The organism is Paenibacillus sp. OSY-SE, assembly GCF_000283315.1.
In the GTDB taxonomy this organism is placed as follows: Bacteria; Bacillota; Bacilli; order Paenibacillales; family Paenibacillaceae; genus Paenibacillus_B; species Paenibacillus_B profundus.
This window is the reverse complement of sequence record NZ_ALKF01000165.1, coordinates 1-12775: the sequence shown is the minus strand read 5'-3', so window position 1 is coordinate 12775 and position 12775 is coordinate 1. Positions and strand designations below refer to the sequence as shown.

Annotated in this window: 13 protein-coding genes and 1 pseudogene; 13 read left to right on the top strand and 1 reads right to left on the bottom strand. The window is 40.2% G+C overall.

The window, feature by feature from the left end; genetic code table 11:
* Positions 1-832 precede the first annotated feature (832 nt).
* The 10 genes and pseudogenes from A372_RS38115 (at position 833) to A372_RS33600 (ending at position 8581) form a co-directional block, all read left to right on the top strand.
* Entirely contained in the window at positions 833-1225 is a 393-nt protein-coding gene (locus tag A372_RS38115; RefSeq protein ID WP_026010963.1) for a reverse transcriptase domain-containing protein, read from the top strand.
* An 18-nt stretch (positions 1226-1243) separates the two neighbouring features.
* The gene (locus A372_RS39035) at positions 1244-1432 is read left to right on the top strand and encodes a group II intron maturase-specific domain-containing protein (protein WP_202803269.1); all 189 of its coding nucleotides are present in this window, start codon (positions 1244-1246) and stop codon (positions 1430-1432) included.
* Between the two features lie 410 nt (positions 1433-1842).
* Positions 1843-2139 carry an integrase core domain-containing protein gene (locus A372_RS35390; protein ID WP_026010962.1) on the top strand — a complete coding sequence of 99 codons (297 nt, stop codon included), beginning with the start codon at positions 1843-1845 and terminating at the stop codon, positions 2137-2139.
* Between the two features lie 1124 nt (positions 2140-3263).
* On the top strand, positions 3264-3569 hold the full coding sequence (locus A372_RS39265) for a transposase (RefSeq protein WP_443146832.1): 306 nt from the start codon (positions 3264-3266) through the stop codon (positions 3567-3569).
* 252 nt (positions 3570-3821) lie between these two features.
* Positions 3822-4301, top strand: a complete 480-nt coding sequence (locus A372_RS0108595; protein WP_019420430.1) for a hypothetical protein — start codon at positions 3822-3824, stop codon at positions 4299-4301.
* A 54-nt stretch (positions 4302-4355) separates the two neighbouring features.
* Complete coding sequence (locus A372_RS0108590) at positions 4356-4814, top strand: hypothetical protein (protein WP_019420429.1); 459 nt, start codon at positions 4356-4358, stop codon at positions 4812-4814.
* A gap of 507 nt (positions 4815-5321) precedes the next feature.
* Positions 5322-5582 carry a toxin-antitoxin system HicB family antitoxin gene (locus tag A372_RS33605; RefSeq protein ID WP_337483670.1) on the top strand — a complete coding sequence of 87 codons (261 nt, stop codon included), beginning with the start codon at positions 5322-5324 and terminating at the stop codon, positions 5580-5582.
* A gap of 865 nt (positions 5583-6447) precedes the next feature.
* On the top strand, positions 6448-6600 hold the full coding sequence (locus A372_RS37280; protein WP_019420427.1) for a hypothetical protein: 153 nt from the start codon (positions 6448-6450) through the stop codon (positions 6598-6600).
* Entirely contained in the window at positions 6597-6908 is a 312-nt protein-coding gene (locus A372_RS0108575) for a hypothetical protein (protein ID WP_019420426.1), read from the top strand. The genes A372_RS37280 and A372_RS0108575 overlap by 4 nt, the downstream gene beginning before the upstream one ends.
* A gap of 391 nt (positions 6909-7299) precedes the next feature.
* Positions 7300-8581: pseudogene (locus A372_RS33600) on the top strand (transposase).
* A gap of 816 nt (positions 8582-9397) precedes the next feature.
* Here the strand turns inward: A372_RS33600 and A372_RS36270 are convergent.
* Positions 9398-9736 (bottom strand): PAS sensor protein, encoded by a 339-nt coding sequence (locus A372_RS36270; protein ID WP_083858802.1) that lies wholly within the window; start codon positions 9734-9736, stop codon positions 9398-9400.
* 475 nt (positions 9737-10211) lie between these two features.
* Here A372_RS36270 and A372_RS0108550 point away from each other — a divergent pair, with 475 nt between their 5' ends.
* The 3 genes from A372_RS0108550 to A372_RS33590 all read left to right on the top strand — a co-directional run bounded on the left by A372_RS0108550 (position 10212) and on the right by A372_RS33590 (position 12467).
* Positions 10212-10667, top strand: coding sequence for a hypothetical protein (locus tag A372_RS0108550; protein ID WP_019420422.1), 456 nt, complete (start codon positions 10212-10214; stop codon positions 10665-10667).
* A gap of 114 nt (positions 10668-10781) precedes the next feature.
* On the top strand, positions 10782-11258 hold the full coding sequence (locus A372_RS0108545; RefSeq protein WP_019420421.1) for a hypothetical protein: 477 nt from the start codon (positions 10782-10784) through the stop codon (positions 11256-11258).
* 582 nt (positions 11259-11840) lie between these two features.
* Positions 11841-12467, top strand: coding sequence for a D-alanyl-D-alanine carboxypeptidase family protein (locus A372_RS33590; RefSeq protein WP_019420419.1), 627 nt, complete (start codon positions 11841-11843; stop codon positions 12465-12467).
* Positions 12468-12775: the final 308 nt, after the last annotated feature.

Here is a 12775-nt window from a genome sequence, read left to right as displayed (position 1 = left end):
TCATGAGGAGCGCACAGCTAGAGTGTGAAGTCCGCGAAGACTTGCAGAAAGCAAGGACAAAGGCTGGGACAGGCAACCTAACCTGTGTCTAGAGTCCAACATGTGAACTGGGGAAAGTCTGCATAAATGCCAAGGGAGTGTATTCTCCGATTATGTGCAGACCGACGGAGCCTTCGTAGTAGTCCGAGACCGGGAAAGCCGGTTACATGGCGAAGGGAGACAGTTTAAGTGGTTTGTTTAGCTCATTAACTGACCTTAGTGAGGTGAAGACCTTTGATAATCAGTGAAATGCAAAGCAAACTGGCGACATGGTCAACAGAAAACAAAGAACGAAAGTTCGATCGTTTCCTGAGACTTATTGCTAGCAGATCATGGTTATGGGAAGCCGCTCATAATACTCTGGCATCCAGCGGTTCCCGAACACCGGGCGTAGATGGCGTTGACAGACGCAGAATGGAAGAGAATCTCCTAGACGAATTGAAGACATTCGTCACGAATTGCTGACAGGTACCTACAATCCAAGACCTGCTCGCCGTGTGTACATCCCGAAAGAGAATAGCAAACTCAGACCATTAGGTACCCCTTGCCTCAGAGATCGCATCGTGCAACGAGCGATGCTGATGGCCATGGAACCCTATGACACCGACATCACCGTTTGCTAATGAAGTCAGTCCGTAAACGTATCTCTGACAATAGGTTCCTTGCCTTGCTTTGGAAAATAATCAAGGCAGGGTGCGTAGACCGTGGATTATTCCGCGCCTCACGAAGGCGTTCCGCAGGGCGGGGTCATTTCTTCGCTGTTATCTAATATCATGTTACACGAATTTGACCAGTGGATGGAAGCAAAGCACCTAACAAAAAGGTGTGGAAAGATCGCTGGGCATGGAACTTTGGTATTCTGAACCAGCGCCCCATCGCAATACGTGAAAATCGGCAATGGAAACCAGCGATTTCTTATTACCGCTATGCGGATGATTTTGTTGTGGTTGTTAAAGGAACAAAGGCACACGCGGAAGAAACACGTGAAGTTTGTCGGGAATTTCTCAAAGATACCCTGAAGCTAACGCTAAATATGGAGAAGACAGATATTACGCACGTGAACAACGGTTTTGTTTTCCTCGGACATCGCATCATTCGTAAACGGGGAGCTAAGGGACGCCTGTGTCCTATCTCGTCCATTCCATGGGAGAAACACCGTCGATTTGTCGAGAAACTTGTCAAGTAACTATCAGGGAACTACAGCATGAACGCCATGGACTTGGTTGAAAGCCTAAACCGACAACTTGCAGGATGGGCAAACTTCTACCAATATACCGACCACACAGCAACTAAATATAACAAAGTGGATCGCACGGTATTCTGGAAACTCGGATACTGGCTAGCACGAAAGTATAGGTGTGGCTTCCGAGCGTTGATGCGAGAGTACGTCTGATCACCAGAGAAAGGAAAGGCTAAAATCTGGGTGTTACAAGGTCAAAACAGCCGGGGATTTTATCAAGAGTTGGCACTGAGAAGATTGATAACTAGTCGCAAAGGTTGGTTTAAATGGCGGAGTCCAGATGAAAATCCATATATTCTGCGTCCAGAGAAACAACGTACCATTGAATCCTATTATAACGAAGTCGCCTTTGCTTTGAGCAACACTTAAATGGAGAGCCGGATGCGCTGAGAGGTGCAAGTCCGGTTCGGGAAGGAGAGGTAGGGAAATAGCTCGACTACGCCCTGGCTCTTACTTCACTCCGCATGGCAAAGGATTCATGTACCTGTTCAATATTATTGGCTGGTACAGCCGTAAGGTGATGGATTACGAGCTATCCAGTACGCTGGGAGAAAGGCTTTATTTTGACCTGCCTGAAACGGGCTTTTCGTCGCTGTAAACCGGAGATTACGAACAGCGACCAAGGCTCTCATTTTACCAATGCGTCTTACCTGGAACTGTTGGAAAAGGAGAATGTTAAGATCTTCATGGGCGGCAAGGGACGGGCTACAGACAACAGCCGTACCGAGCGTTATTTCAGGTCTTTAAAGTACGAGTGCATCTTTTTGAACGAGTTTGAAACGCCCCGTGATTTGCGTAGGGGCATTACGGATTATGTGAAATTCTACAACTCAAAAACGTCCGCGCCAAGCGCTAAATGAAGTTTCACCAGACAGTATTTATACTCAGCTTTTGAATACGAAAGCTTCTTAAAACCTACCATTTCAAGCAGAGGAGGAGCTAACTTATTTTTTTTGATCTGTGTCTTGACAATGGGAAGCATTACATCTATCGGTATCAGTCCATCAGCATTTGCTTATACCGGTGGGGCTTTAGAAAATATGCCAGTATAAATATTAAATGAGAAAAATGTTGTTGTAAGTGAAACAAATTTAGTTACCGACAACGATGAATCCACCTTTATTGAGGTGCCTTCTAAGTATCATATACACACAAGTGGTATAAAGTATCCTCTTAAAAGTTACAAATTAAAATCTTCTAAAGTAGTTGATATTCGTTTTTATAAGAATTCTACATTAATATATAGCGAAAAAATTCTGGGAGACGGACAAGAAAAATTACTGCTTAATGAATTGTATGATGTGACTGGAGTTGCTATTGTGGGGGGTGGTACAAAGATACATCTGTAATAAATGGGTTTACATACTACTATGTTGTTACTGCGGTTAATCTAGGCGAAGAAAGTCCCAATTCAAACGAAGCATCAGCAACGCCGCATCGAGATGAGCCAACCCCAAACAGAGAACGAGCGATTCTTGTTGTAACATTGATCACTGGACTCGAAAAGGAATACGATCTCTCCATGTCTGAAGTAAATGCTTTCATCGATAGGTACGAAGCTAAATCAAATGGAGCCGGTTCTTTGAAGTTCATGATCGATAAAGGGGCAAACAATAAGGGGCCATTCACAAGTCGTAAGGACTACGTGATTTTTGATAAGATTCTGACATTTGAAGTAAATGAATATCAAACTAAATAAAGTACAGGCCGCTGCTTTGTCAGTGGCATTTTTTTCCCTTACAAATGCCACCTATATATAGACGCATATATTACAGAAGGGAGAACAAACCCGGGCATGGTACGCCAGCTGGGCTCCATTTCTCCGGTGGAAACCGTGCTGCGTCTACTTACTATGTTATTCACACCTTTTTTCCTCTATATAGCCGCTCCTTCGGGGGCGGTACTTTTATTTCTAAGAATATGCTGAACCACATGACGTGTGGCAACCGATTTGATGTAGGTTACAGCCGAACAAATTGCGCAGATGTATAAAGCTCGTTGGCAGGTGGAGGTCTTTTTTCGATGGATCAAGCAACACTTGAACGTGCCGACTCTATGTGGTACGACAGAAAATGCCGTCTATGGTCAATTGTACACGGCCCTCATGGTGTATGTATTGTTAAAGTCGCTGTATGATGCAACAAGTTCAATCCTATCACAACATGTGGCACTGTCATTCGCACGTTTTACACGTTTGCTTGATCTTGGGCAACTCCCAGCCGAATGGCGGTTAAGGCTTTTTCACATTCTTCAAACGGACGAGCAGAACGGGTATAATTGTGTTACATAATTTGGTTAATCAACAGGTGTGTTACTGTATATTAATAGGTTGATAGAGAGCAGATTTCTTTCTGCTCTCTTTATTTTTCTATCAAAGTACCTTAACCGATGCTTTTTTATTTGAATGAAGCCTCCTAAAAATAGCAATAAAGTGGAATAATATAACTAAAGTACTATATACTCCTTCAGTAATATATTGGTATCATCTAGGTGGGAGTTGGAAGTCTTAAACTCTACTACATAGTAAAGGTGGAAAAGAACTATGAGAATCAAGAAGATGATTACTGTTCTTTTTGCATCCATGATGCTACTGACATTCACACAACCAGCTATGGCAGCTACAGGGGTAGCTGACACACCAGAAACCGCAATCACATTAACAACGGAATCTAATACTTTTAGTCTTTACACGAATGGCAAGGGGGATGATGATTGGTTTGCTTGGACAAATAATACGGGAGAAATGAAAAAATTATTTGTTGCAGTAGCAAATGGAACTACAGGTAAAGCAGACTTAATGCTCGGCATGAGAATACAATATAAAAACGGGAAAAAAACGAGCTTAGTCTATGCAGAGAAATTGGGAGGGATTAATTCTGGTTTATTTTCAGACTTCTTAATTCCAAAAGGTGCAACAATTTATTTTGTTGTTAGAGCAAAAGAGTATTCCATGGAACAATACAATTTCCTTTTTTCAGTGTCCAATGCAATAGATTACTATGAAGCTCAACAAGCTAGGTAGCCTCAACTAACACTAATAAGGAAAAGATGAAGACGAAAGGTGGAATACAATAGAATGAAACACAAAAAGTTTATCTCTATGTTTCTTGTATTCGCAATGGCTTTTATATTTTCACAGAGTGCATTTGCTGCTAAAGGGATTGGTGACACAAAAGAGACTGCTATTAATATCTTCCCTAAACAAGAGATTAGGTTATTTATAGAAGGTGATGGGGATAAAGATTGGTTTATCTGGACCAACAATACAGGCGCAACAAAGTATTTATCGGGTGCTTTAGAGCCAGGTGTGGGTAAATGCAGATATAAATTTGGAGTAATTATTGATTATAATAATGGTCGTGTTTCCGACATACTTTTTGCGCAAGATCCAGTGGATATTGGACAGTCCGAGTGGAGTATACATACCATAAATGGTATACTTATTCCTCCTGGCGCAACAGTTTATTATGTTGTGGAATCGAAAAATGGAGTAATGGAAGAGTACAAAATATCTCATAGAATCTCTGATGTGTAATTACCAGGCAAATCAAAGCATCCATTGCGGTGCTTTTCTTTTGGGGGGAGAGAGAGAATGGAAAATTCCTTTAACTAATTAAATACCGGAAAGGTCTGCGCCTACAAATACTGTGGAATCTGTACGAATTTCACTTAGAAAATTCGGCGATGATTGGTATGAGGCACGAATTAGTATTCATGGTATTGATGAGATAGAAAGTTACATTATTAATAATATAGGCCAATGAATCGAGCACCCACACGGGTGCTAACCACCCACAATGTCACCCACAAAATGATGAAATGCTATGAAATCGTATGACAGACGAAATATGAAAAAGGTTGATACAGCGCATATACAATGAAGAAATGAAACGGTATGACAGCTGTGAACTTAAACCGCACACAAGTCCATCAATGGGAACGCGATCAGTATATGACCTTATATTAATTTTCCAAACCCTTGGCGCTCTAAGCGTCGAGAGTTTTTTATTTGGGGGCATGGATGAGATAATTCACGGCGCTGGTGGTGATACCAATATATGGATGTCAAAGCCACGGAGAAACCCCAGAAGAAGCGTTTGCTATGATCCGTGACGCTATGGAGGGTTATTTTGAAGTAAAGCTTGAGCATGGGGATGACATTCCGGAACCGGCTGAAACCGACGCATTCAGCGGGAAATTTAACGTCCGGATTCCGAAGATCCCTCACCGGCAACTGGCAGAAAAGGCAGAGCGTGAAGGAGTATCTTTAAACCGATATGTGCTTTACAAATTGAGTCGCTGAGTAATCAGCGGCTTTTTTGTCAGGAAAGGTCGAGCTTTTATAACGCCTATTGGTGTTCAGTTATAAAAAATGTTGAGATATGTATATATGGTTAAATTACGAATTGTGAAGGGATGAAGGTGAATGAAAAGTTAATGTCTATTTTTTTCCGTAATGTTAGTCTTTTCATTTGCATCATCGGCGTTTGCAGATTCATACGAGCCCAATGACACCATCGACAGAGCCACTTACATAGTCAGTTATGGGACTGTATACGCAAAAATATCAAGTCCTACAGATGTAGATTGGTTTAGTTGGGCTAACCGCTACGGGACTCACAGTGTAACCCTTACAGCTCCAAGCGGATACACCTATTATGCGGAGTTGTATTCCAACATTATTGGAGTTCTACTTGGTCTTATGTGGGTTTTACTAGTAGCAATGGATCTCCTTCAATTATTTTCTATACCGATAGTTCATTAGGGAAAGTGTACAAACTTGTTGTTTATTCACAAGGTGACTGGAGCGATACTGAATACTACAAGCTATTTTTAACGTAATGATAAGGCACCCTAACCAGTGCTTTTTCTTTTGCAATACAAACTCAACGCCGGGGGTGGTGATGATTCAGTGGCAGTAATGCATAAGGAGGCCGAATGAGATTACCTGGAGTTAAATATAAAGACATTTCAAGAAGGTTCAGGCACAAGCCCTATGCAATGTTGTCTTTATGCTATAAAGTGGAAATAACCAATTCAGAGTTAAAACGATAGCAAATATATTGAAATTGTTGGGGTATTTTGATGAAACATTGATTCTGTGAAATGTTTAGAAGATCTCCTTCGCTGTATCTCTGGCGTTTATATTAACCTTTGTAGTAGGCCTTGTGAATCCTTCATCTATTAAAGCAGAAGGACTTAAAAAACTTGATGGAGTGGAAGTTCTCGTAAACAATGAGAAAGAGATTAGATTAAAGACAGAAGTTGATGGTTTCGTTGGAATTTTGGAACAAGACCAAGCAATAAAAGAGATACAATGACTACATATAAAGCGACTGAAGTCAATCCTAATCTTTTTTCTATAAATTCTTTAAATAACGAGGAAGTAAATCAATATTCACTTTGTTTAAATGAATTTACCGATTCAGGAGCTAATATAAGACCTTCATTTGTTTGGTTTGTTCCTCTTGCACAAGTAGTAGGGGCAAAATTGATCGAAGCTTTACTTTTGACTGCGGCTGTTGTAGCAATAAATGAAATCGAATTCGCCAAAACAGATTCTATCGCGGGAAACCTTAGAAACAATAATAAATACGATCACTATTATGCTTGTAGAACCAGAGATTGAAGGCTCTGGCTTAGGGTTTGGGTACTATTATCATTTTCACACTTGGAATCGTGTAGGTGGACATTCGTTCTTTTAAACAAGCGGAGGTGTAGTTACGTGGAGGAACTTCACAAAAAATTCATTGAACAACAATTTCCGCTTAAATATACTAATCTTGCAGTTGAAAGAATGTTAAAAGAAAGATACTCTGCCAAAGAGATCCTTAATCATCATTAAGTGACTTGCAATATGATCGGCAAGGGAATTATGAAAAGATATTTAAGTGAATCAATTTCATAAATCATAAGCCTTAATCTAACAAGGTTTTTTAGACACAGAAAAAGGAGTACCTCCCCAAATCTCGAATAGGTTAAGCGACAAAACCAACCAAAAGAGACGAGGTGGACTCCCTGTGACATATATTCGACACGAGAGCCTATTTACCCTGCAAGATTTATATAAAATGCAACAAAGGTATCGCTTTGAAGCCATTTTTGCAACCCTAGATATTACGCCCATTCTTTGTTTGGTCCGAAAAAAATCCCGTCATGGTGCACCTGTTGAAGTCAATTATTCCGCGATGATTTACTCCCTCATTGCACGAATTGTTGAACGGATTCCAACCATTAAAGATCTATTGAAACGACTTCGGGAAGACATCTTATTTCGCTTGGATTGTGGCTTCTCTCTTGCGGAAGAAATTCCATCGGCAGCTTCCTATTCACGACTTGTGAAGAAGATGAGTCAAAGTTATGCGTTGGAGGAGATTCAAGAGCAAACCCTAAAACAAGCTATAGACGAAGGTTTCATTTTGGATGAAACGGTGGCGATCGATGCCACGCACATCGAGTCCCGGGATCAAGGCCCCGCCAAGGAGGAAAAGGAAAAACCTGAACCAAAGAAACGAGGTCGCAAGTCGAAACAAGAACGTGAAGCCTGGTTAAAACAAAAGCAAGCCGTAGAAGAACAAAAACCAATCTTCGAAAAAGAGATTGCTGCTCAATTAACTGAAACTTATGTGACCTTAAGAGACCAAATTCCACTAGCTCCCCAGTGGGGGGTTAAGAAGAATAGTGAAGGAAAAAACCTCTTCTGGAAATCTAAATGACGGAAAAGCTGCAATTCCATTATTAAAAGGGCTTGCCTTTCAATATCCAAGCTACAAATTGAAGTATGTAACCATGGATGCTGATTATGACTACGAACCAATATACAAAGAAATACGTCAGACTAAGGCCCAAGCGATTATTGCTTACAATCGACGGCGTGAGTCGGAGTTAGTTGGATTCAATGAACACTTTGCTCCAACTTGTGTACGAGAGCACTCTTATCGATATGACAGTTATGATTTAAAGTACGAGACACTCAAATATATTCGACCGAAGGAATGTGAAAGTTGTCCGCTAGCTCGAGACTCGCTTTGCCAGAAGGTATACAAGATGAAGATTACGAAAGACCTCAGAAAATACACGGCTCCAGCTCGTGGAACAAAGTCATGGAAGCAGATCGCAAGACAAAGATCTGCCGTAGAACGTGTAAATGCTTATCTGAAGGGATATTTTCAACTCAATAATGTAAGATACCGTACAGGACAGAAAGCCAAGTTTCACTTTAACTTGGTAACTTTAGTTTATAATTGTACAAAATTAGCTTGTGATCGCTTAAACAAACAAGCCCAATTGGCCGCAGCCTAATTTTAAAAATAATGATGCTTGAGATTGGGTTAGTCTATCGTTTTGTAAAATGATGCATTATGAAATTGATTCAAGTGTTTCGAAATTGATGAGAAAAAGATTTTGAAACGAGTATTTAGTGAGACGGATAAAATGTTTCATGAAGAATACAAGAATGGACGATCACCAAACTCACTTGAGACCGATTGGAGTAAAATAAAAGCCGGAGAATTACTCCGTGTAATTCTGATAAGTGATGATGGCGAAACAATGAGTAATTACACAGTGCAAGGAATTTGTACGGCTTTAGCCAATGATCTCACTGTTATGCTGGGTATTTCCCAAGAAAAATGTTCGCTAGATAACAACTATTATGTGATCTTCAATTGCTACAATTACGAGGTTACTTGTAGTATCGTAATTTTAGGTTAAGAGGATGGTGCTTAGGCATTGTCCTTTTTTTGATATCTATTCAAAACATGGCCGAATTGAACGGCGAATCACCGGGGCGCACCTCTTTTCGCCGTTTCTGTTGAAATAGAGAGCAAAGAAGAGAAGATCGCGCGGCCAATCGGTGTGACGGCGATTATTCGGGGAACTGTGTTTCGACTCCGATTTTCGCGGCTCGGTAGAACGAAGCAATTTTGCGGACGCACCTGCTCGAACAAGACTCGTTGCTCGAATAAACTTAATACATAATCCGAAGTCGCTCATTCCAACAAACCCGGGCATGGTCCGCCGAGGGGCTCCATTTCTCCGGTGTAAACCATGTGACCTCCTCTGACTATGTTAACTTTAACCATAGCCGCCCTGTAAAAGGGCGGCATATATTCAAAATTAAACAGGATAAATAGAATAGACAGGATAAACAGGGCCTTCATAAGTAACGCCCCACCACTCTCCTGCTCTATCTCTGTACGAAATGACAGTTGTAATCTTAAGTTGTCCAGCGTATTTTCCGTCGTTGTACTGATAAACTTGTGGGATGGATGATCTTGTCGAGTAGAGCTTTTTATTGTATGCCCTTACTTCTCGTTCGGTACGGTTGATTGCATTGTCTTCTGATACTGATGAGTTTTGGCCCTTAGCAGGGACCGAGGTTGCACCGGCAGCAGGTGCAAACGCACTTGCTAACAACATGCCTGACAATCCAACTGACAAGATTTTGAAACGCATGAGTATCACCTTCCATATTCAGATTTATTAACACAATATCATCCATATGTTCTAATTTGAATAATATGCTAAAACTGTTTGCTGACCACTTTATCATAACGGGGAGCTCCATAGGCGCTCCTTCGGGGATTGAGGCACCCTAACCGATGTTTTTCATTTGTCACTAATGTATGGGGGCATCGTTGCTCCTGGAGGAACATTGTACTTAAAAGATTTTGGTCACTCTCCAGCAGACTATAGCGATCAAGATGAATGTAAACTATCAATTAAATTTATTATGGCGCGAAAGGGTGCTAGGCTCGACAAACTCAGCCGTCCAATTACAGGGGGCATTTCTCATCATTGGATAAGATAAGCAGGGTTATATATAAGGACAAGTATGATTTTGTGAATAAGTATATAGAAGGAATAATATTCAAATAAACTCAATATCCTGATACAGATAAAGGAAATAATTTCGGAGGAGTGAGTGGAGTTGAAAAAGATTCTAGCTTTGCTGCTGGTAGCTTCAAGTGTTGCTGCAATTTCTCAGACAGCTTTTGCACAGACTAACCCTGCTGAGACTCACAATCAGAACTCAACTGTTTCCCAAAAAGAAACTACTGCAGAGAGTGTGATTTATACTTTTTGGCATCGAAATCTTTACAAAGAGAGTAATATGACAAAAGTAGGCGGGACATTCACGCTCAACTTTCAACACACCGTGACATTTCGAGTTTTCCAACATCCCACTAATGATTCAGATAAAGGAAAACCTATTTCCGCACACTACATTTTACAAAATGATAACACCGGCACATTCGTGCCCGTAATTGTAAATGGTGAGTTTTACAATGCCCCTGCTACATTATCTCCTGGGACATATAGCATGTACTATATTAATAAATCGGATTTTCCGATTAATTTCGACGCATTTGTAATTAGTCCTTGAATTTTTGATGGAGTCGCTAATTATTCAGCGACTATTTTGTACCATGTGGGTAATTCTTTTTAGTGGTAAAAATAAGAATATGACACTTGGAAAAATCAGAAAGGTAGAAGTCTGATGAAAATAAGAAAGGTTTTCTCTTTACTTTTTGTTGCCGTCTGCTTGTTTGCATTGTCCACATCTGCATTTGCTAGTGAATTTACCCCAACTGCTATTGGTTTTGCAGATACTAAAGACCAAGCCCATCTGCTAACTCCAACACCTGCTGGGGTTGTAGCATTTGCTATGTCATTAACTAACAGTACGGATGTCGATTGGTATAAGTGGACAAACACTGCAGGACAAAGTAAGTTGATTAATCTATTACTTTATAAAACCGGAGAAGGAAATTACGATTTGGGTATTATGATTCGTTACCAAGACGGGAAAGAAACCACCAAACTATATGCAGCTGAAGACGGCAAAGTCCGTTATATTCCAAATTTATATATCCCTGCGGGTGCTACACTCTTTTTTGTAATCGAAGCGAAAGTTTTCTCTGATCCATCTGATGTATATAGTATTTATCTTGTAGATCCTTCGTTAGAAAAATGAGTTTATAATAATTAGCGATGGTTTTATAGGCACCTGCGGGTGCTTTTTTTGTTTTGCTAGAAAGGATGATAACAATGAGATAAACGCATGGAAATCTCCTCCGAGCTCTAAACAGTGACCAGGGAGGAGGGGCAATGCGTTAATTTGGTGTCGGAATCTTGTACCGGATTTGCACCAGCCGCGAGTGGGAACATGCTGAAAGCAAGTAAAGAGACAAGCAATAGTTTTCTTATTTTCATAAAAAACCTCCTTGAATAAGGTAATTATAATATAAAGTGTATTGAAAATCGCGCAAATAGATTCCTGTTTTCTGAAAAGATTGAAAACAGTGCTTGAGGTGATTACAGGGCAGTTAGAATAAACTAGGAGCTTAGCTTATCGTATAGATTTCAGGTTGTGAAAATGTATAGTGTACGAAGCCATACACGCAAATAATAATTGCTAGAAGAGAAGAGCCGTAGGGAGTCACGGCTCTATTTCATTTTCAAATATATTAATTTTTTGAAAACTATATAAAAAATAGAGATTATTTGGTATATTTGGATCAGGTAAAAAATAACAATATTTTAGGAGGTATTAATTATGAAGCTATTTAAAATTGCTGTTATGCTGATTCTTACTTTATCACTTGTTGTGCCTGCAACAGCATTTGGAGCGTCATCTACTTACAGTGGTGTAAGCGGGAAGAGATGGGTTCAAGAATTTCCTAATTCTGCAAGCGTCAGTGATTTGAGCAGTGAATTCAAACCTAAAGTTGAGAAGTTCATTAAAGCGATGAAGGATGCCAATATTACGGTTACAGTGACTTCTACGTTAAGACCAAAAGAACGAGCATATCTTATGCATTATTCATACAAAATTAGCAAAGGGCAAATCAGTCCTAAAGATGTTCCTTCAATGAGCGGCGTCAATATTCAATGGGTACATCCAAATGATGATAGCAAATATACTAAATCCAAAAACGCTGCTGCTGAAATGGTTGCCGCATACAGCATTGTGGCCGCCCCTGCACTTGATTCGGATCATATTCGCGGAAACGCAATTGATATGAACTCCCCGGTTACCAAGAAGACTACTATAAAAAAAGCGGATGGAACATCTATTAGTATTTCGAATTACGATGATCTTGTAAAAGTGGGTGCAACGTACGGGGTGTATCACCTCATGCCGATCTCTAAAGATCCTGTGCATTGGTCTAATAAATCCTAGCAGATTTTTATATCTTACTTTTTAAGTTAAGTACGACAAGCGGAAAAAATGTATTGTAACCCTTATTGTGACGGTTTGAAAAACACGATGGCCTAGACTGCAAAAGGTGACTTCTGGTATTCATCAGGAGTCATCTCTTTTTTATAAACGAACGATTATTGGCTCATGCTTTGAGAAAGTGAAATAGAATGGTTTATCATATATCTTTACTTGTGAACATGGTGTAGTGCGCGAAGTCACTTCCGCAACTAAACATTGTGAGGAGAAAAGAGCCGCAGGCATCCTATGATATGCTCCCATCATAGTAG